Below are 18,223 nucleotides of genomic sequence, written 5' to 3'. Positions count from 1 at the left end.
TGTCGGATTGTCAACAATCGACACAACGGGCACGATGGCGGCGTGAGCACCGGCATCGGCGTGGTCGTCCCCTACGACTTCGCGCTCGACCGCGAGCTGTGGCGGTGGACGCCCGACGACGCGGACCTGCACCTGACCCGCACCCCGTTCGAGGAGCTGCCGGTGGGGGTGCTGCAGGCCGCCGCCGTGGGCGACCCGTCGGTGGTCACGCGGGCGGTCCGCGACCTGCGGGTGGTCGAGCCGCGCGTGGTCGCCTACGCCTGCACCTCCGGCAGCTTCGTCGGCGGCTCGGCGGCAGAGAAGGTGCTGGCGGCCGCGATGGCCGGGGCCGGCGCGGCCGCCGCCGTCACCACCAGCGGCGCCCTGCTGACCGCGCTCCGCACCCTGGGGGTGCGCCGCGCCGCGGTGGCGACGCCGTACGACGACGAGGTCACCGCCCGCCTGTCGGACTATCTCGGCGAGGCCGGCGTCACCGTCACCGGAACCCACAACCTCGGGCTGACCGACCACATCTGGACCGTGCCGGCCGAGACCACCCGCGGGCTGGTGACGAGCGCGGTGACCGGGGACGCCGAGGCGGTGTTCGTCTCCTGCACCAACCTGCGCACCTACGACCTGATCGCGCCGTTGGAGGCGGAGCTCGGCATCCCGGTCCTCACCGCCAACCAGGTGACGATCTGGGCGGCCCTGGCGGCGGCCGGGCTGCACGCCGTGGGTCCGGGCCAGCGGCTGCTGGAGCACACGCCGCTGCCGGAGGCGCTGGACGACTACACGCTGAGCAGGGAGGTCTGATGGGCCCCTTCGACGCCACCGCGCACGCCGAGCGGGTGCGCCGGGTCCAGGAGGAGATGGCCGCGCGGGGGTACGACGCCCTCGTGGTCGTCGACCCGGCCAACCTCTACTACCTGTGCGGCTACGACGCCTGGTCCTTCTACATGCCCCAGGGCCTGCTCGTCCCGGCGGACGGGCGCCCGCACCTGGTCGCGCGGGCGATGGACGCCCAGGGCGCGCACCACACCGCGACCCTGCCCGGCGAGCACGTGCACGGCTATCCCGAGGACCTGGTGCACCGGCCCGACGTGCATCCCTGGGACTGGATCGCCGCGCGCGGGCGCGAGGTCGGGGTGCTGCCGGAGCGCGGCCGGGTCGCCGCCGAGCTGGACGCGCACTACTTCTCCCCCCGCGGCCACCTCGCGCTCGCCGCGGCCCTCCCGGGCGTCCAGGTCGTCGACAGTGCCGAGCTGGTCAACTGGGTGCGCCTGGTGAAGTCCCCCGCCGAGCAGCAGCTCATGCGCGAGGCCGCACGGATCACCACGCGGGCGATGCGGCTGGCCCTCGACGGGCTGGCCGACGGCGTACGCCAGTGCGACCTGGTGGCGCAGATCCAGCACGCCCAGGCGACCGGTGTCGACGGCTTCGGCGGGGACTACCCCGCCCTCGTGCCGCTGCTCCCCACCGGCGAGAGCGCCGGCACGCCCCACCTCACGTGGAGCGACGAGCCGCTGCGGGCCGGCGAGGCGACCACGATCGAGCTGGCCGGCGTACGCCACCGCTATCACGCACCCCTCGCGCGCACCGTCTCCCTCGGCCCTCCCCCGCCCCGGCTGGCCGCGTGTGCCGACGCGGTCGCCGAGGGCCGCGAGGCCGCGCTGGACGCGTTCCATCCCGGAGCGACCGGCGCCGACGTGCACGCCGGCTTCGCCGCCGCGATCGCGCGGCACGGGCTGAGCAAGGCGTCGCGGGTGGGCTACTCGATCGGCATCGGCTACCCGCCGGACTGGGGCGAGCGGACCGTCAGCCTCCGCGCCGCCGAGACGACCGAGCTGCTCCCCGGCATGTGCTTCCACCTCATCCTCGGCATGTGGATGGACGGGTGGGGATATGAGACCTCCGAGTCGGTGCTCGTCACCGAGACCGGCCCGGAGCTGTTGACCGACATCGACCCCGGACTGGTGGTGAAGAGATGAGTGACCTGCCGTTCGCCGCACGAGCCGGACAGCTCGTGGGCTCCGTGATCGACTCCAGCACGTCGCTGCTGGCCAAGCAGAGCCACGACATCGTGCGCTTCGCGATGGGCAGCCCCGCGGCCGAGGCGATCCCGTGGGAGACGCTGCGCGAGGTGGGCGAGGAGGCCCTGGGGGCGCACGACGCGTTCGACTACGCCGCCACCGAGGGCGACCCTGCGCTGCGCGCCGCGCTGCTGGAGGCGCTGGCCGGGACCACCGACGAGACGACCGACGAGCGGCTGACCATCACCGCCGGGGGCATGCAGGGCCTGGACCTGGCGATGAAGCTGTTCGTCGACCCCGGCGACCTGGTGACGATCGAGTCGCCGACCTACACCAACGGCAGCGCGACCGCGTTGTCCTACCAGGCCGACCTGCTGGAGGTGCCCGGCGACGAGCACGGCATGTCCGTCGACGCCCTGCGCGAGCAGGTGGACCGGGCCGGCCGGCGGCCGAAGCTGATCTACACGATCCCGACCTTCCAGAACCCCTCGGGCACCACCCTGTCGGTGGAGCGCCGTCGCGAGCTGCTCGACCTGGCGCGCGACTGGGGCAGCGTCGTGCTCGACGACGACCCCTACGGCATGCTCCGCTTCGCCGGCGACGGGCTGCCCAGCCTGCACGAGCTGGCCGACGGCGACCCGCTGGTGTTCTCGGTGCGGACGTTCTCCAAGATCATCGCGCCGGGCCTGCGGGTGGGATGGGTCGACCACGACCCGTCGCTCTCCGAGCTGCTCATCCATGCCAAGCAGGCGATGGACACGTGCACCAACCTGCCCGCGCAGCGGCTGGTCGCCGGATTCCTCCGGCACGGGCACCTGGACACGCACCTGACGACCCAGCGGGAGGAGTACCGCCGCCGCAAGGAGGCCATGCAGGACGCGCTCGCCGAGCACTTCGGCGGGCGGGCGCGCTGGACCGACCCCGAGGGTGGCTTCTTCCTGTGGGTGACCTTCGAGGACTCCGTGGACACCGAGGCGCTCTTCGAGCCGGCGCTCGCCGAGGGGGTCGCCTACATCCCCGGCAACGCCTTCTCCCCCGGTCGCCGCTTCCCGCACGCACTGCGCCTGTGCTTCGCCTCCACCCCGCCCGCCCGGATCCGCGAGGGCGTGGCACGTCTGGCCCGCGCGGTCGACCGTGTCTGACCTGGGTGCCCGCGTCCTCTCCGGGATCGACCGCGCCGCGCTGGTCGCGACGACCCAGCGGCTGGTGCGGGTGCCCGGGCAGAACCCGCCGGGCGACGAGGGCGCGACGGCCGCCGAGGTGCTGGCGGTCGCCGCCGAGCTGGGCCTACCCGGGGAGCGGTACGACGTCGCCCCGGGCCGCCCGAACCTCACCGTGACCCTCCCCGGAGGCGAGGGCCCCGGACTGCTGCTGCTCGGGCACACCGACGTGGTGCCGGTCGGCGACGGCTGGAGCGTCGAGCCGTACGGCGGGCAGGTAATCGACGGACGCGTCCACGGCCGCGGCAGCACGGACATGAAGGGCGGGCTGGCCGCCTGCCTGCTGGCGATGGCCGCGGTCCGCAACGCCGGCGTGGAGCTGACCGGCCCGGTGCGCCTGGCGGCGCTGGCCGACGAGGAGCAGAACGGGATCGGCGTCCGGGACTGGATCGCCCGCCCACGGCCCGACCTGCTCGGCTGCATCGTGGCCGAGCCCACCGACCTCCAGACCATCGTCGCCGCTCGCGGGGCCTGCTACCTCGACCTGGAGGTGCGCGGGGTCGCCGCCCACTCCGGGCGGCCCGACGACGGCCGCAACGCGATCAGCGGCGCGGCCGCCATCGTCGCCGAGATCGACCGCTGGCACGCCGAGCACGCCGTGGCCGACGCCCATCCGCTCGTCGGGCCGCCGACCTTCAACGTCGGGGTGATCTCCGGCGGGACCGGGCCCTCGATCGTGCCGGCCGAGTGCCGGCTGCGCGTGGACCGGCGCCTGCTGCCCTCCGAGGAGGCCGGCGAGGTGCTGGAGCGGGTACGGCGCCGACTGGACGCCCTCGGTCTCGAGGAGCGCGGGCTCGCCTGGTCGATCACCTCGCCGATGGACATGCCGGGCTTCGAGACCCCGGCGGACTCCCCGCTCGTGACCGCGGTCGACGCCGCCCTCGCCGACGCCGGCGGGCCGGGACGGGGACTCGGTGGCTGGACCGCGGCGTGCGACGGCGGCTTCGTCGCCCGCGAGTGGGGCGTGCCGGTGGTAGTGCTCGGCCCGGGGTCGGTGGCCACCCAGGCGCATCGCGCCGACGAGTCGGTCGGCGTGGACGAGCTGGTCGTCGCCGCGCGGGCCTACGCGCTCAGCATCGTGCGCCTGCTCGCGGCAAAGAACCTATGATTGTCAACAATCTACGATCACGGAGGAGACATGCCGACCGTCGGACTTCTGTATCCGGGACACAGCGCCGAGGACGACTACCCCGCACTGGAGGAGCGCCTGGCGACCTCCGGGCACGGCGACGTGCGCCTGCCGCTGGTGCATACCTCGGTCGGTGAGGACGCCCACCGGGTCGACGCCCTGCTCGACCTCGGGGGCCACGAGCGGCTGGTCGAGGGAGCCCGGTCGCTGACCGCGGGGAACACCCTGGACTCGCTGATGTGGGCCTGCACCTCCGGCAGCTTCGTCTTCGGCTGGGAGGGCGCCCACCGGCAGGTGGAGCAGCTGGCGGAGGCCACGGGCCTGCCGACCTCGTCGACGTCGATCGCGTTCGTGAACGCCTGCCGCGCGCTGGGCCTGGAGCGGGTGGCCGTCGCGGCGTCGTACCCCCAGGACGTCGCGGAGCGGTTCGTGGAGTTCCTCGGCCGCGGCGGGATCGAGGTCACCAGCATGGGCAGCCACGGGATCGTCACCGCCGCCGAGGTCGGCACCCTGACCCGCGAGCAGGTCGTCGCGCTGGTGCGCGGTGTCGACCGGGAGCGGGCGCAGGCGGTGCTGGTGCCGGACACCGCGATGCACACCCTCGCCTGGGTCCAGGACCTCGAGGATGCCGCCGGGATGCCGGTCCTGACGGCCAACCAGGTGACCGTGCGCGAGGGCCTGGTGCTCGCCGGCGCTCCGCCGACCCTGCCCGGGCTGGGCACCCTCTTCTCGCCGTCGGCGACCGCCGCGGGCGGTGGCACCCGATGACGGAGATGCGCGGGCGCCGCGTCGTCGAGCCGGTCGAGCAGGAGTCGACCGCCAGCATGGTCGCCTACCGGATCAGGGAGGCGATCGCGAACGGGGACATCGCGCCCGGCAGCCAGCTGCTCGAGGTCGACTACGCCGCCCAGCTCGGCGTCAGCCGCGGTCCCCTGCGCGAGGGCCTGCAGCGCCTCACCCAGGAGGGGCTGCTGGTGGCGCACCGCAACCGCGGCCTCTTCGTGATCGAGATGTCGCCGGAGAACGTGGCCGACATCTTCGTGGCGCGGGAGGCGATCGAGCGGGCGGCCGCCGCGCAGATCCACGACGGCGACAGCTGGGCGGCCGCCATGGCGCTCCTCGAGGTGGTCGACACGATGGCCACCGCGGGGGCCCAGGGCGACGTGCACCGGGTCAGCGAGGCCGACACGCTCTTCCACCAGGTGCTGGTCGAGCACGCGCACAGCCCGCGGCTGACCCGGATCCACCAGACCCTGCTCACCGAGACGCGGATGTGCATCCACGCGATGGAGCACACCTACCAGTTCGACGAGCGCCGGGTCGGCGAGCACCGGGAGATCGCGGAGTCCTTCAAGCGCGACGACCCGATCCTCACCGACCGCCTGCTGGTCGCGCACATGCGCGACGCCGTGGAGCGGCTGACCGGCGACGACTGAGCGGGGCCGCCGTACTCCGCCCTCCACGCCGGCCGACCCGTCCACTCACCTTGTCGAGAGTTCGGTGAGCTTGTCGAGTGCTGCAGCGCTCGACAGGCTCACCGAACTGTGCGTTACCTGCGAGCGGCAGCGGTCAGGGCAGGGCGATCCCGACGTACTTCACCTCGAGGAACTCCTCGATCCCGATCGAGCCGCCCTCGCGGCCGAGCCCGGACTCCTTCACCCCGCCGAACGGCGCCGCCGGGTTCGAGACGACCCCCTGGTTGAGGCCGACCATGCCCGACTCCAGCCCCTCGGCCATCCGCAGCGCGCGGTCCAGGTTGGTCGTGTAGACGTAGGACACCAGGCCGAACTCGGTGTCGTTGGCCTTGGTGAGCGCCTCCTCCTCGGTGCTGAACGGGGTGAGGGGCGCGACCGGGCCGAAGATCTCCTCGGTGGCCATCCGGGCGTCGGTCGGTACGCCGGCCAGCACGGTCGGCAGGTAGAAGTAGCCGTCGCCGTCGGGCGCGCTGCCCCCGGTCAACACGCTGGCCCCCCGGCTCACCGCGTCGTCGACGAGCGAGACGACCTTCTCCTGGGCGGCCTCGTCGATCAGCGGCCCGACCTGGACGCCCTCCTCGGTGCCGGGGCCGACGCGCATCTCGCCCATCTTGCGGGCCAGGCGGTCGCCGAACTCCTCGATGACCGACTCGTGCACGTAGATCCGGTTGGCCGCCGTGCAGGCCTCCCCCATGTTGCGCATCTTGGCCAGGATCGCGCCCTCGACCGCGGCGTCGAGGTCGGCGTCGTCGAAGACGATGAAGGGCGCGTTGCCGCCGAGCTCCATCGAGGTCCGCAGCACCTTGTCCGCGCACTGCTCGAGCAGGATCTTGCCGACCTTGGTCGAGCCGGTGAAGGAGAGCTTGCGGGCCAGGCCGGAGCGGATCATCGGCTCCATCACGCCGCCGGCGTCCATCGCGGTGACCGCGTTGACGGCGCCGACGGGCACGCCGACCTCGCGGAGGATGTCGACGAATGCGAGCATCGACAGCGGGGTCTGGTGCGCCGGCTTGATCACGCTGGTGCAGCCGGCCGCGATCGCCGGGGCGATCTTCCGGGTGCCCATCGCCATCGGGAAGTTCCACGGGGTGATGAGCAGGCTCGGGCCGACGGGCTGGCGGGTGATGAGGAACCGGGCACCGCCCGCGGGCGCGACCTGGTAGTCGCCGGAGATCCGCAGCGCCTCCCCGGCGAAGTGCCGCAGGAACTCCGAGGCGTAGGTGATCTCGCCCTTGGCCTCGGCCAGCGGCTTGCCCATCTCCAGGGTCATCAGCAGGGCGAGGTCGTCGATCCGCTCGTGCAGTAGGTCGTAGGCCGCCATCAGCCAGTCCGAGCGCTGACGCGGGGTGCTCGCCGCCATCTCGGGCTGGGCGGCCACGGCCGCCTCCAGCGCGCGCATGCCGTCCGCGGGCGAGCCGTCGGCGACCTCGCACAGCACGCGGCCGGTGGCGGGGTCACGGACCTCGAAGGTCGCGCCGTTCTCCGCGTCGACCCACTCGCCGTCGATGAAGAGCTGGTGCGGGGCCTGGTCGACTACCTGCTGGTCGGTCATGGTGTCGCTCCTCCTGGGTGGGCTAGGCTGATCGGCGATTGTCGACAATCTAGCAACAACGTCGCAGAGGAAGAATCCCATGGCAGAGCTCTCCCCGCTCCTCAAGCAGGCCACCCCCGTCATCGCCGCTCGCGGCGAGGGCGCGCTGCTCTTCGACGAGGACGATCGACGCTATCTCGACTTCACCGCCGGCATCGGCGTGACCAGCACCGGCCACTGCCATCCCCGGGTGGTCGCGGCCGCGCAGGAGCAGGTGGGCGCGCTCATCCACGCGCAGTACACGACCGTCCTGCACCGTCCCCTGCTCACGCTGGTCGAGCGGATGTCGGAGGTGCTGCCGACCGGGCTGGACCGGATGTTCTTCGTCAACTCCGGCTCCGAGGCCGTCGAGTCCGCGCTGCGGCTGGCCCGTCAGGCGACCGGCCGTCCCAACGTCGTGGTCTTCCACGGCGGCTTCCACGGCCGCACCGTCGCCGCCGCGTCGATGACCACCTCGGGCACCAAGTTCCGCTCCGGCTTCGCGCCGCTGATGGCCGGCGTGCACGTCTCCCCCTTCCCCGATCCCACGCACTACGGCTGGAGCCAGGAGCAGGCGACCGAGTTCGCACTCAAGCAGCTCGACTACACCCTGCAGACGCTCAGCTCCCCGCAGGACACCGCCGCCTTCCTCGTCGAGCCGGTCCTCGGCGAGGGCGGCTACGTGCCCGCCAGCACCGAGTTCCTCGCCGGGCTGCGCGAGCGCGCTGACCGGCACGGCATCCTGCTCATCCTCGACGAGGTGCAGACCGGCTGGGGCCGCACCGGCCGCTTCTGGGGCCACGAGCACTTCGACGGCCGACCGGACGTCCTGATCACCGCCAAGGGCATCGCCTCGGGCTTCCCGCTATCGGGCATCGCCGCCTCGGAGGAGCTGATGAGCAAGGCCTGGCCCGGCTCGCAGGGAGGGACGTACGGCGCCAACGCGGTCGCCTGTGCCGCGGCCATCGCCACCCTGGACGTGATCGAGGACGAGAAGCTGGTCGAGAACGCCGCCGCTCGCGGCGACCAGCTCAAGGCGGCGCTGCAGTCGGTCGCCGACCAGCACGACGCGGTCACCGACGTGCGCGGGCTCGGGCTGATGGTCGGCAACGAGTTCCGCGACGCCGAGGGGAACCCCGACGGCGCCGGCGCCGCCCGCGCGCAGCAGGAGGCCGCCCAGCGAGGGCTGCTCCTCCTCACCTGCGGCGCCTGGGGCCAGGTGGTCCGGTTCATCCCGGCGCTGGTCGTCGACCAGGCGCAGGTGGACGAGGCCGCCGGCATCTGGCGGGAGACGCTGGACGCCGTGCTGTGACCGACCTCCGGCGGCTCCCGGCCGGGGTCAGGCGCGCTGCTCGACCAGGGCCTCCTCGGTGCCCGGGATCTCGGTCCCGCGCAGCGAGCAGCCCTTGGTCTCCACCATGGTCAGCAGGGCGACGATCCCGACCAGGCACGCGGCGACCATGTAGTAGGCCGGGAACAGCGAGTCGCCGGTGGCGTCGATGAGGCCCTGGTTGACCGAGGGCGCGGTCCCGCCGAACAGGGCGGTGGCGACGTTGTAGCCGATCGCCAGGCCGGCGTACCGCACATGCGTGGGGAACATCGCCGGGAAGGTGGCGGAGATGGTCGCCAGCTGCGGCGTGTAGAGCAGGCCCAGGATCGCGAAGGCGATCATCGCCTGGACATACCCCTGCGCCATCAGGTGGTAGAGCGGGATGATCAGCACCGCGAGACCGACCAGAGAGACCATCCACATCGGCTTGCGACCGGTCCGGTCCGACAGCGCCCCGACGAACGGGAGCACGAGCATCATCGCGAGCTGGCCGACGATCGGCACGATCAGCGACTGCGAGGAGGACAGGTTGATCGTCGCCTCCAGGTAGGACGGCATGTAGGCGAGCAGGGTGTAGTTCACGACGTTCAGCGCGATGACCAGGCCGGAGAGCTTGAGCAGCGGGGGGAGGTAGTTCGCGAACAGGTCCTTGAAGACGCCGGTCGCCTGCTCCTCGGCCTCCTGCTTCTCCGCGATCTCGTTGAAGATCGGGGTGTCCTCCATCTTCGAGCGCAGGTAGAAGCCGATGACCCCCAGCGGGCCGGCGATCAGGAAGGGGATCCGCCATCCCCAGGACTCCATCTGTGCGGCGCTGAGGGTCTCGATCAGGCCGAGCATGAGCAGGGCGCCGAGGCTGAACCCCGCCAGCGTGCCCACCTCGAGGAAGCTGCCCCAGAAGCCGCGGCGCTTGTCGGGCGCGTACTCCGACATGAAGGTCGCGGCGCCGGCGTACTCACCGCCGGTGGAGAAGCCCTGCACCATCCGCAGCAGGTAGAGGATCACCGGTGCGGCGATGCCGATGGTCTCGTACGACGGGATCAGGCCGACGCAGAAGGTGGCCGCGGCCATGATGATGATGGTCAGGGCGAGGACCCGCTTGCGCCCGAGCTTGTCGCCCAGCGGTCCCCAGAAGAAGCCACCCAGCGGGCGGACGAGGAACGAGATGGCGAACCCGACCAGGGTGAAGAACAGCGCGCTGTCCCCTTGCGGGAAGAGCGCCGCCGCGATCGCGGTGGCGCCGTAGCCGTACACCCCGTAGTCGAACCACTCCACGGCGTTCCCGATCGCGGGGGCCCCCACCGCGCGCTTCAGCAGTGGTGTGGGAACGTCGTTGGGCGTGGTGGTCGCGGGACGTGATTCGGCCATCGCTGTCCTCCTGGAAACGTCCAGTTGTCTGATTGTCGACAATCGACCATACGACGGGTCCCCTCTCTTGGCTAGCCCCCTTGGCCGACGTACCTGAGGGTGTGACGCGGCCCGAGTGGCCGGTGTCACGTTGGGGGGAACTTCGGGGAGGGAGTTGACAGATGAAGATGTCTGGACCCATTGGATGGCTGGCGCGACAGGCCGGCCAGGGAGTCATCGAGCTGCCGGAGAACGTCGGGTGGCTCTTGGACAAGGCAGTGGCACGGCCCGTGCAGGACGGGACGCAGCGTGCGGCGGCCGCGGGACAGGGGGCGCGAGCCCTGGTCGCCGAGAAGGCCGGGGTCGGGGATCCGACCGAGGCCCGGCTGCGCCAGGCCGACCGCGCGATCGAGATCGCCCGCCGCGCCGAGCAGGACGCCGCGGAGCACGCCTCGCGCGCCGAGGAGCTGACCGCGGAGGCCGAGCGCACGCATCGGGAGACCGAGAAGGAGCGCGCCCGGGCCCGCAAGCAGGCCGAGGCCGAGGTCAAGCAGGTGGTCGCCGACGCCCAGCGCGAGGCCGAGGACTACGTGGCCAAGAAGCGCGAGCGTGCCGAGGAGCTCACCGAGCGCGACGTACGCCGGGTGGACGAGGTGGCCGAGCAGCGGGTCGCCAAGGCGCGCGACCGCGCCGAGCGGGCGCGCGAAGAGGCCCAGGAGCGCATCGCCGCGGCCCGCGAGCAGATGGACCAGGCGCGCAGCCTGGCCGAGGAGGCCGCGGAGGCAGCGCGGCGCGCGGCCGAGGAGGCCCAGGCCCGGGCCGACAGCCTGGCCGCGGACGCCCGGGAGCGCGCCGAGCAGGCGCGCCGCCGCACCGAGCAGGTCCAGCAGCGCGCCGAGTCCGTCAGCGACCACACCCGCACCCTGGCCGGCATCGCCGACGGGGACGGGGTGAGCCTGGAGGACCAGACCAAGGCCGAGCTGCTCGAGCTGGCCCGCTCCATGGGCGTGGAGGCGTCGAACAACCAACGCAAGAGCGAGCTGGTCAAGACGATCCGCTCCGCCACGAAGGAGGCGTCATGAACCCGTTCGCCCGCAAGCCGCTGTGGAAGCGCGTCCTCAGCGCGGTGACCGACTCCGCACCCTCGGTGGACAGCCAGCGGGCGCGCACCGGCGCCGGCGCCGGGGGCGCCGTCATCGCGGTGACCGCCGCGAGCGCCGTACTGTCCGCCCTGCGTCGCCGCTCGGGAGCGAGCAGTGATCGGTAAGGCCATGGTCTTCGGCGCCGGCTATGTGCTGGGCGCGAAGGCGGGGCACGGTCGCTACCGGCAGATCCGCACCGTCACCTCCTTCGTGGCGCGACGGCTCCAGCAGCCGCCGCGCCCGGAGGGGGAGCCGACGGTGCCGATCGCCCAGGAGGAGCAGGTCGTCTCCACCCGCCGCACGGTCGACCCGTACGACGACATCCGGCTCCCGCCGGGCTGAGGGCCGGGGTCGGGGCCGTGGTGATCCGGATCCACCTCGTGGCGCGGCTGCTGCGGCTGCCGCTGCTGCGGGTCGACGGGGACGTGGTGGTGTACGACGACGCGGTGCCCGGCGCGGTCCCAGGCTCGGGCCGCACACTGGTGGACGCCGAGCGGCTGCTCGGTGAGACCGAGCGACGGCTGCGCGCGGTCCCGCGCTCCTAGACTGGCCCGATGATCGACCAGGTCCGCGACCGCCTCGGCAGCGAGCTGTTCCGCCGCGTCGCCGGGCCCGACGGGCCCCAGCACCGGGAGCGCATCCACGGCACGCCGGGGCCGCGCTGGTTCGACCCCGCCTCGCCGATCGGCCGGGTGCACGGCGACTCCTCGATGTTCGTCGGGGGCATCCGCGCGATCCTGCTGCAGACCCTGCAGCCGCAGGCGATGACGGCCGTCGCGGAGCACTCCGGCTACCGCGGCGACATGTGGGGTCGGCTGGCGCGCACGTCGCGGTTCATCGCCGTGACCACCTTCGGGACCGCCGAGCACGCCCAGCAGGCGGTGGACGCGGTGCGCGCCATCCACGACCGGATCTCGGGCACCATGCCCGACGGGTCGACGTACCACGCCTCGGACCCGCATCTCCTGGCCTGGGTGCACGCCGCGGAGATCGACAGCTTCCTGCTGGCGCACCAGGTCTACGGCCGAGCGCCGCTGGACCAGGCCGGACGCGACACCTACGTCGCCCAGACCGCCGAGATCGCCCGGCGGCTCGGCGTGCTGGACCCGCCCACCACCGAGGCCCAGCTCCGGGCCACCCTCGAGGCGTTCCGGCCCGAGCTCACGGCGACCCGGCACGCCCGCGACGCGGTCTCGTTCCTCATCTGGCACCCGGACCTGCCGTGGGCGGCGCGACCGGCGTACGGCGTGCTCATGGCCGCCGCGATCGGGCTGATGCCCCCGTGGACGCGGCGCCCGCTGCGACTCCCCCGGCTCCCGGTGTCCGAGCGCACGGTGGTCCGCGGCCTCGGCCACGCCGCCACCCGGACGATCCGCTGGGCGACCTCGGCGGGCCGGGACGAGGCGCGCGCGCTCAACAAGGCGGCCGCAGGACCTCCCGCCCCACAGCGATAACCGGTGGCGCCCGGCCGGAGAAGGGGCTGCCGGGAGGTCTCACGGGGCCCTTCTCCGCTCCGCCCCGACTGGAGGTAGCCCAGCCACGCTGGCAGCCCCCGGTCAGGTGGCTGGGCCACCTCCCATCCGGCCCCCCCACGTGGGACGGGTGGGCGGGGAGAAGCGGGGACGCCGGCCCGGCGGCCCAAGGCGGAGCTGACGGGCAGTACGCGTAGACGCGCTGGCACAACCCGTCACCTCGACCGGAGCCGAGCGGGGCGCCGGCGCTCCGGCGGTAGTTGTGCCCGCGCGTCTACGACCGTCGGGCCAGGTCGGCCAGCTCGCGGGCCAGGTTCTCCCGCGCGCGCTCCTCCCAGCGCTGCCGCCCGACGGCGGTGTGGAAGAGCGTCTCCTTGGCCAGCAGGTCGGAGAGTACGGCGGCCCGACCGGCCGCGAAGTCGGGCTCGGCGACGTGGGCGTACTCCGCACGCACCCCGGCGACGTACTCCGCATAGCGCGCATCGTCGGCGGCCAGGATCGCCAGGTCGGCATCGGTCAGCGCCTCGCCTCGAGGGTCCCCTGGGGCGGGCCGATGGCCCTCGGTGAGCCGCACCAGCCGCGCCACCTCCGCGGCATCGGCCGGGTCGACGCCCAGGGCGGGCAGCGCGTCCTCCGCCCAGCGCGCCGAGCGCTCCTCGGCCTCCGGCAGTCCGTCGTAGACCGCGTCGTGGAACCACGCCGCCAGCAGCACGCGGGAGTCCGAGCAGCCCAGGTCCGCGAGCCGGTCCAGCACCTCGGCGAGGTGCCGGAGGTCGTGGTAGCCCCGCTCCCCCGCCCCCCAGGCCGCCAGCAGCTCGTCGCGGAGGTCGCCGCCGCCCTCCAGGGGCCAGCGCTCGGCCAGGCTCATCCGCGCCTGCGCAGCCCGGCCCGCACCAGCGCGGCCACCAGCTCCCGGGAGGACACCGGCGCCGCGCCCGCGGCGAGCATGGCGTCGTAGAACTCCGACGGGACGTCGTAGTGGTCCTTGTCGAAGCCGCGCTCGGGCAGCCCGTTGGCGGCCGCGAAGGCGTGCAGCTCCTCGAAGGAGGTGTCGCTGGCCAGGTGGGACCAGTGCCGGCCCCACCGCTCCACCAGGGGCGCGTCGATGATGATCACAGGTCGTCCAGCAGGCTGCGCCACGAGCGGACGTAGGACGCGTCCACCCAGGCCTTCGCGGACCCACCGGGGCGGGCCTGCGGGCCGAGGTGGAACTGGGTGACCCCGGCGCGGGCGAACCACGGCACCTGCTCGGCCACCAGCCCGGCCGACGGCATCGCCAGCGCGGCGACCTCCGGGGACTCCTGACAGCGGGCCAGGAGCTCGTCGTACCCGTGCGCGAGGCCGCGCGAGGAGCCGCCGGTCCGCACCGCGGTCAGGCCGGGCAGCCCGACCACGTCGCGCCACGCGCGGCGGGTGTCCAGCGCGGAGTCGAAGGCACCGTGGAAGGTCCACGGCACGCCGGGGAGCGCGGCGGTCAGTGCGCGGCACGTCTCGGTGTCGACCTCCAGGTCGGCGTCGAGGAAGCCGAGCACCAGCCCCTCCGCGCCGAGGGCGAGGTACTCCTCCCCCAGCCCGACCAGCCGGTTGAACTCGCCGCCGGTCGTGGTGAAGGAGTCGTTGAGCCGCAGCATGATCCGGACGGGTACGTCGCTCTCTCGCAGCGTGGCCCCCGCGGCGGCCAGGTCCGGCGACAGGTCGGCACCGTCGGCGGGCGACTCCAGGGTCAGGCGGTCCGCGCCACCCTCGATGGCGCCCGCGACGTCGTGGGCCGCGTGTACGGCGACCTCGAGCAGCAACGAGTCCACGTCCCGCACTCTAGGCGCCGCGGAGCACAATGTGGGGGTGGACGACCTGATGCTCACCGCGCGTGCCGCCGTGCTCGCCGACCTGACCGCCAGGAAGCAGGCCACCCCGTCCGCCGTGGATGCGCTCGAGGAGGCCCTGGCGCAGCGCCAGTGGTGGGCCGAGCAGTGGCCCGAGGGCCGGGAGTACGTCGCCGGGCTGGTCGCGCAGGACGTGCAGGACGCCCTGTTCGAGGCCGGGCTGCGGTGGCCGCTGTGCTTGCACTGCGCCGAGGCGCCCGAGCACAGCCTCTACATCCAGCCCGACCTGGGCGGCCCCGACCCGATGTGGATCTGCGAGGAGTCCGCCCAGGCCAGCGCTCCGCTCGGGCACCTCTGAGGGACTCACTCGGTCGCGATCGCGTCCAGCACCTTCAGCCGCGAGGCACGGATCGCCGGCACCACCGCGGCCAGCACCCCGAAGAGCACGGCGACCGCGAGGAACGTGAGCAGACTCCCCCAGGGCAGCGACAGCACGGTCAGGTCGTCCTTGAGCGACTCGCGCAGCAGCACGCCCACGACGAGCCCGATGACCATGCCCAGCACGGCGCCCATCACCGAGATGGTCACCGACTCCAGGGTCACCATCCGACGCAGCCGCGCCCGGGAGAGCCCGACCGCGCGCAACAGGCCGATCTCCCGGGTCCGCTCGATCACGCTGAGCCCCAGGGTGTTGATGATGCCGATGACCGCGATGACGATGGCCAGTGCGAGCAGGCCGTAGATCATCGCCAGCAGCTGGTTGATCTGGCCCTGGATCGACTCGGCGAACTGGGCCTTGTCCTGCACGCTGACGATCGGCACGTCCGCCACGACCTCCTCGAGGTCGGCCTGCACCGCCGCCAGGTCGGCGCCGGGCTCGACGTTGATGCTCAGCGTGTTGTCGGTCCGGTTGAGTCCGAGGTCGGTCAGCACCGACATCGGCACGTTGATCGCACCGGCCACCTGGGAGGGCTCGAAGATGCCGGCCACCTCGACCGAGGCCCGGCGGTCCCCGGGCACGGTCAGCTCGAGCTCGTCGCCCACGCCCACGCCGTACTCCTTCGCGGCGTCGGTGGTGATGATCGTCTGGTCGCCGCGCATCTCCTGGGTGCCGGACCGCATGTCGAGCCGGTAGATGTCGTGGAAGCTGGGCTGGACGCCCAGCAGGGACGCGGGCTCGCCGTCCACGAGCGCCATCGCGAACTGGTTGCGGCTGACCGTCTCGACCCCGTCCACCTGCTCCATGTCGTCGCCGATGCCGGTGGGGAAGCTCTGGAAGCTGGCCGACTGCACGAGGAAGTCGGAGGCGAACTGCTCGTCGACGAGCTCGTCGCTGGTGGCGCTCATCGACGCGGCGAGGGTGCCGACCGCCGAGACCAGCGCGAGACCGATCATCAGGGCGGCGGCCGTGGCGCCGGTACGGCGGGGGTTGCGCAGCGCGTTCTCACCGGCCAGCCGGCCGGTGGTGCCGAAGACCCGGCCGAACAGCGCACGGCAGGCGACCAGCAGCGGGTGCCCGAGCACGGGGCTCAGTGCCGCCGCGGTGAGGATCCACAGCACGGCCGCGACGCCGATCCAGATCGCGTCGTTGCCGGGGCCGCCGCGCAGCCCGACGACAGCCAGGCCGATCCCGATGACGATCAGCACCCCGCCGATGAGCGACCGGCGGCGCAGGGACCCCTCGGCGGGGGTCGCCGCCTCGGCCCGCATCGCGGCGACCGGCGCGGTCCGTGCGGCCCGCCGTGCGGGCAGGTAGGCCGAGACCATGGTGACCACCAGCCCGACGGCGAAGGCCGCCAGCACAGTGAACGGCGTGAGGGTGAGGGTGTCGGCGCTGATGTCCAGGCCGAAGTTCCGGAACAGCCCGGCGAGCGCCCGCGCCAGTCCGAGACCGACGAGGATCCCGAGCGCGGAGCCGATCAGCGCCATCAGCGCGGCCTCGACCAGCACCGACCGTCGTACCTGCTTCCGGCTCGCGCCGAGCGCCCGCAGCAGCGCCAGCTCGCGCACCCGCTGCGCGACCAGGATGGTGAAGGTGTTGGCGATGATGAAGCCGCCGACCAGGATCGCGATCACCGCGAAGACGATGAGGAAGGTCGAGATCACGTCGAGGAACTGGCCGATCGCGGCCTGCGACTCCTCGACCACCCGGTCGCCGGTGACGGCGTCGAAGCCGGCGGGCGCGACCCGGTCCGCTGCGGTGGCCAGTTCCTGCTGGGTCACTCCGGGGGCCGCGGTGAGGGCGACGCTGGTGAAGGCGTCCTGCCCGCCGAGGAAGAGCTGCTGGGCGGTAGCGGTGGAGAAGATCACCAGCACCGAGCCGGCGGTGCCGCCTCCGTTGAACTCGGCGGTGCCGCTGAGCGTGAAGGTCCTCCGGGCGTCGCGGACCGAGTCGCCCGACGGGGCGATGACGGTGACCTCGTCCCCGATCCGGTAGCCCGCGCGCTCGGCGGCGCCGCTGTCCAGCACGACGTCGTCGGCTCCGGTCGGCCAGGCGCCGTCGACCAGCCGGAGCGACGGCTCGCCGAGCAGGTTGGGGACGTCGGCATGGTTGAACGCCAGCGTCGGGGCGCCCTGGCCGCCGACGAGCTTGCCGTCCTCGTCGAGGAGATAGAGCCCGAGCCCGTCGACGCTGCCGTCGGCGCGCTCGACCTCGGGCAGCGCGGTCAGCCGGTCCACGTCCTCGGGCGTGATGGTCGCGCTGTTGCCCGCCCCGACCGCGCTGAAGGAGTCCGTCCCGGCCGGGCGCACCGTGGCGTCCGGTGTCGAGCCCTTGATGATCCCGTCGAAGGTGCTCGACAGGCCGTTGGAGAAGGTCAGCACGCCGGCGAGGAAGCCGATCCCGAGCACGATCGCCAGCGTGCTCATCACCAGGCGCACCTTGCGCGCCAGCAGGGTGCGCCAGGTCAGGCGGAACACCTCACGCCTCCTTGCGGGAGAGGTCCGCCATCGCGGCCAGGATGCGGTCGCGGTCGGGGGCGACGATCTCGTCGACGACCCGCCCGTCCTTGAGGAAGACGACGCGGTCGGTGTACGACGCCGCGACGGGGTCGTGGGTCACCATCACGATGGTCTGCCCGAAGTCGTCGACGCTGCGCCGCAGGAACGCCAGCACCTCGGCGCTGCTGGTGGAGTCCAGGTTGCCCGTCGGCTCGTCGGCGAAGACGATCGCCGGCCGGCTGACCAGGGCCCGTGCACAGGCGGCCCGCTGCTGCTGGCCGCCGGACATCTCCGAGGGGCGGTGGTGCAGTCGGGAGCGCAGGTCGACCGCGTCGATCACCCGGTCGTACCACTCCGGGTCGGGCTTGCGCCCGGCCAGGGACAGCGGCAGCAGGATGTTCTCCTCCGCGGTCAGGGTGGGAACCAGGTTGAACGCCTGGAAGACGAACCCGATCCGCTCCCGCCGCAGGGTGGTGAGCGCCTTGTCCTTCATCCCCGCGAGCCGGGAGCCGTCCACCTCGACGTCGCCGCTCGTGGGAGTGTCGAGGGCGGCCAGGCAGTGCATGAGCGTGGACTTGCCCGAGCCCGAGGGCCCCATGACCGCGGTGAACTGGCCGGCGTAGAGGTCGACGCTGACCCCGTCCAACGCCCGCACCTCCGCCTCGTCGTGCCCGTAGGTCTTGACCAGGTCGTGCGCCGCCGCGGCCACCACCCCCCGTCCCGCCGAGTCGGCGCCAGTTGACCCCGAGTCGGCGCTAGGGCGTGTCTC

Annotated in this window: 20 protein-coding genes; 13 read left to right on the top strand and 7 right to left on the bottom strand. The window is 73.0% G+C overall.

Features of this window, described 5'->3' with window-relative positions; all coding sequences use genetic code 11:
* The first annotated feature begins 42 nt into the window (after positions 1 to 42).
* The 6 genes from K8W59_RS04955 to K8W59_RS04930 are packed head-to-tail and all read left to right on the top strand — an operon-like array spanning position 43 to position 5,794.
* Entirely contained in the window at positions 43 to 792 is a 750-nt protein-coding gene (locus tag K8W59_RS04955; protein WP_223397648.1) for a maleate cis-trans isomerase family protein, read from the top strand.
* Complete coding sequence (locus tag K8W59_RS04950) at positions 792 to 1,967, top strand: M24 family metallopeptidase (protein WP_223397647.1); 1,176 nt, start codon at positions 792 to 794, stop codon at positions 1,965 to 1,967. Before K8W59_RS04955 ends, K8W59_RS04950 begins: the two co-directional genes overlap by 1 nt.
* Positions 1,964 to 3,151, top strand: a complete 1,188-nt coding sequence (locus K8W59_RS04945; protein WP_223397646.1) for an aminotransferase-like domain-containing protein — start codon at positions 1,964 to 1,966, stop codon at positions 3,149 to 3,151. Before K8W59_RS04950 ends, K8W59_RS04945 begins: the two co-directional genes overlap by 4 nt.
* Positions 3,144 to 4,337, top strand: coding sequence for a M20 family metallopeptidase (locus K8W59_RS04940; RefSeq protein ID WP_223397644.1), 1,194 nt, complete (start codon positions 3,144 to 3,146; stop codon positions 4,335 to 4,337). The genes K8W59_RS04945 and K8W59_RS04940 overlap by 8 nt, the downstream gene beginning before the upstream one ends.
* A gap of 30 nt (positions 4,338 to 4,367) precedes the next feature.
* Positions 4,368 to 5,126: a maleate cis-trans isomerase family protein gene (locus tag K8W59_RS04935; protein WP_223397643.1), complete on the top strand. Its 759-nt coding sequence runs from the start codon at positions 4,368 to 4,370 to the stop codon at positions 5,124 to 5,126.
* Positions 5,123 to 5,794 (top strand): GntR family transcriptional regulator, encoded by a 672-nt coding sequence (locus K8W59_RS04930; protein WP_223397641.1) that lies wholly within the window; start codon positions 5,123 to 5,125, stop codon positions 5,792 to 5,794. The genes K8W59_RS04935 and K8W59_RS04930 overlap by 4 nt, the downstream gene beginning before the upstream one ends.
* 133 nt (positions 5,795 to 5,927) lie before the next feature.
* Here K8W59_RS04930 and K8W59_RS04925 read toward each other — a convergent pair whose 3' ends face one another.
* Positions 5,928 to 7,385, bottom strand: coding sequence for an NAD-dependent succinate-semialdehyde dehydrogenase (locus tag K8W59_RS04925; protein WP_223397640.1), 1,458 nt, complete (start codon positions 7,383 to 7,385; stop codon positions 5,928 to 5,930).
* 79 nt (positions 7,386 to 7,464) lie between these two features.
* Between K8W59_RS04925 and K8W59_RS04920 the strand changes: the two genes are divergently transcribed.
* Positions 7,465 to 8,715, top strand: a complete 1,251-nt coding sequence (locus K8W59_RS04920; protein ID WP_223397638.1) for an aspartate aminotransferase family protein — start codon at positions 7,465 to 7,467, stop codon at positions 8,713 to 8,715.
* A 27-nt stretch (positions 8,716 to 8,742) separates the two neighbouring features.
* Here the strand turns inward: K8W59_RS04920 and K8W59_RS04915 are convergent, their stop codons facing one another.
* Positions 8,743 to 10,098: an MFS transporter gene (locus tag K8W59_RS04915; protein ID WP_223397637.1), complete on the bottom strand. Its 1,356-nt coding sequence runs from the start codon at positions 10,096 to 10,098 to the stop codon at positions 8,743 to 8,745.
* A gap of 161 nt (positions 10,099 to 10,259) precedes the next feature.
* Here K8W59_RS04915 and K8W59_RS04910 point away from each other — a divergent pair, with 161 nt between their 5' ends.
* Genes K8W59_RS04910 through K8W59_RS04890 form a run of 5 tightly spaced genes read left to right on the top strand, consistent with a single transcriptional unit; the run spans position 10,260 to position 12,673 of the window.
* Positions 10,260 to 11,159, top strand: coding sequence for a coiled-coil domain-containing protein (locus K8W59_RS04910; protein WP_223397636.1), 900 nt, complete (start codon positions 10,260 to 10,262; stop codon positions 11,157 to 11,159).
* Positions 11,156 to 11,344, top strand: a complete 189-nt coding sequence (locus K8W59_RS04905) for a hypothetical protein (RefSeq protein ID WP_223397635.1) — start codon at positions 11,156 to 11,158, stop codon at positions 11,342 to 11,344. Before K8W59_RS04910 ends, K8W59_RS04905 begins: the two co-directional genes overlap by 4 nt.
* On the top strand, positions 11,334 to 11,561 hold the full coding sequence (locus K8W59_RS04900) for a hypothetical protein (RefSeq protein ID WP_223397634.1): 228 nt from the start codon (positions 11,334 to 11,336) through the stop codon (positions 11,559 to 11,561). Before K8W59_RS04905 ends, K8W59_RS04900 begins: the two co-directional genes overlap by 11 nt.
* 17 nt (positions 11,562 to 11,578) lie before the next feature.
* A complete protein-coding gene (locus tag K8W59_RS04895) occupies positions 11,579 to 11,764 on the top strand; it encodes a hypothetical protein (protein ID WP_223397633.1) in 186 nt (61 codons plus the stop codon).
* A 9-nt stretch (positions 11,765 to 11,773) separates the two neighbouring features.
* A complete protein-coding gene (locus tag K8W59_RS04890) occupies positions 11,774 to 12,673 on the top strand; it encodes an oxygenase MpaB family protein (protein ID WP_223397632.1) in 900 nt (299 codons plus the stop codon).
* A 292-nt stretch (positions 12,674 to 12,965) separates the two neighbouring features.
* Here K8W59_RS04890 and K8W59_RS04885 read toward each other — a convergent pair whose 3' ends face one another.
* From K8W59_RS04885 to K8W59_RS04875, 3 genes are read right to left on the bottom strand one after another with little or no spacing between them, the layout of a single operon-like run.
* Positions 12,966 to 13,559 carry an HD domain-containing protein gene (locus tag K8W59_RS04885; RefSeq protein WP_223397631.1) on the bottom strand — a complete coding sequence of 198 codons (594 nt, stop codon included), beginning with the start codon at positions 13,557 to 13,559 and terminating at the stop codon, positions 12,966 to 12,968.
* A complete protein-coding gene (locus K8W59_RS04880; protein WP_223397630.1) occupies positions 13,556 to 13,807 on the bottom strand; it encodes a DUF4031 domain-containing protein in 252 nt (83 codons plus the stop codon). The genes K8W59_RS04885 and K8W59_RS04880 overlap by 4 nt, the downstream gene beginning before the upstream one ends.
* Positions 13,804 to 14,496, bottom strand: a complete 693-nt coding sequence (locus K8W59_RS04875; protein ID WP_223397629.1) for a copper homeostasis protein CutC — start codon at positions 14,494 to 14,496, stop codon at positions 13,804 to 13,806. The genes K8W59_RS04880 and K8W59_RS04875 overlap by 4 nt, the downstream gene beginning before the upstream one ends.
* 37 nt (positions 14,497 to 14,533) lie before the next feature.
* On the opposite strand from K8W59_RS04875, the gene K8W59_RS04870 reads away from it, so the two are divergent.
* Positions 14,534 to 14,872, top strand: a complete 339-nt coding sequence (locus tag K8W59_RS04870; protein WP_317846310.1) for a hypothetical protein — start codon at positions 14,534 to 14,536, stop codon at positions 14,870 to 14,872.
* A gap of 5 nt (positions 14,873 to 14,877) precedes the next feature.
* Here K8W59_RS04870 and K8W59_RS04865 read toward each other — a convergent pair whose 3' ends face one another.
* Both K8W59_RS04865 and K8W59_RS04860 read right to left on the bottom strand, forming a co-directional pair.
* Positions 14,878 to 17,433: an ABC transporter permease gene (locus tag K8W59_RS04865; protein ID WP_223397625.1), complete on the bottom strand. Its 2,556-nt coding sequence runs from the start codon at positions 17,431 to 17,433 to the stop codon at positions 14,878 to 14,880.
* Position 17,434: 1 nt separating this feature from the next.
* The gene (locus K8W59_RS04860; protein WP_223397624.1) at positions 17,435 to 18,163 is read right to left on the bottom strand and encodes an ABC transporter ATP-binding protein; all 729 of its coding nucleotides are present in this window, start codon (positions 18,161 to 18,163) and stop codon (positions 17,435 to 17,437) included.
* Between the last annotated feature and the right edge of the window lie 60 nt (positions 18,164 to 18,223).

The sequence above is a fragment of the Nocardioides rotundus genome, from assembly GCF_019931675.1.
GTDB classification, from domain to species: Bacteria; Actinomycetota; Actinomycetes; order Propionibacteriales; family Nocardioidaceae; genus Nocardioides; species Nocardioides rotundus.
The sequence above is the reverse complement of the archived record's forward strand: the minus strand, read 5'-3'. Positions and strand labels throughout refer to the sequence as shown.

Coding starts and splice junctions, on each gene's coding strand:
- K8W59_RS04945 (WP_223397646.1), top strand. CDS start 1,964: ATGAGTGACCTGCCGTTCGCCGCACGAGCCGGACAGCTCGTGGGCTCC.
- K8W59_RS04885 (WP_223397631.1), bottom strand. CDS start 13,559: ATGAGCCTGGCCGAGCGCTGGCCCCTGGAGGGCGGCGGCGACCTCCGC.
- K8W59_RS04930 (WP_223397641.1), top strand. CDS start 5,123: ATGACGGAGATGCGCGGGCGCCGCGTCGTCGAGCCGGTCGAGCAGGAG.
- K8W59_RS04905 (WP_223397635.1), top strand. CDS start 11,156: ATGAACCCGTTCGCCCGCAAGCCGCTGTGGAAGCGCGTCCTCAGCGCG.
- K8W59_RS04925 (WP_223397640.1), bottom strand. CDS start 7,385: ATGACCGACCAGCAGGTAGTCGACCAGGCCCCGCACCAGCTCTTCATC.
- K8W59_RS04915 (WP_223397637.1), bottom strand. CDS start 10,098: ATGGCCGAATCACGTCCCGCGACCACCACGCCCAACGACGTTCCCACA.
- K8W59_RS04910 (WP_223397636.1), top strand. CDS start 10,260: ATGAAGATGTCTGGACCCATTGGATGGCTGGCGCGACAGGCCGGCCAG.
- K8W59_RS04935 (WP_223397643.1), top strand. CDS start 4,368: ATGCCGACCGTCGGACTTCTGTATCCGGGACACAGCGCCGAGGACGAC.
- K8W59_RS04920 (WP_223397638.1), top strand. CDS start 7,465: ATGGCAGAGCTCTCCCCGCTCCTCAAGCAGGCCACCCCCGTCATCGCC.
- K8W59_RS04950 (WP_223397647.1), top strand. CDS start 792: ATGGGCCCCTTCGACGCCACCGCGCACGCCGAGCGGGTGCGCCGGGTC.
- K8W59_RS04890 (WP_223397632.1), top strand. CDS start 11,774: ATGATCGACCAGGTCCGCGACCGCCTCGGCAGCGAGCTGTTCCGCCGC.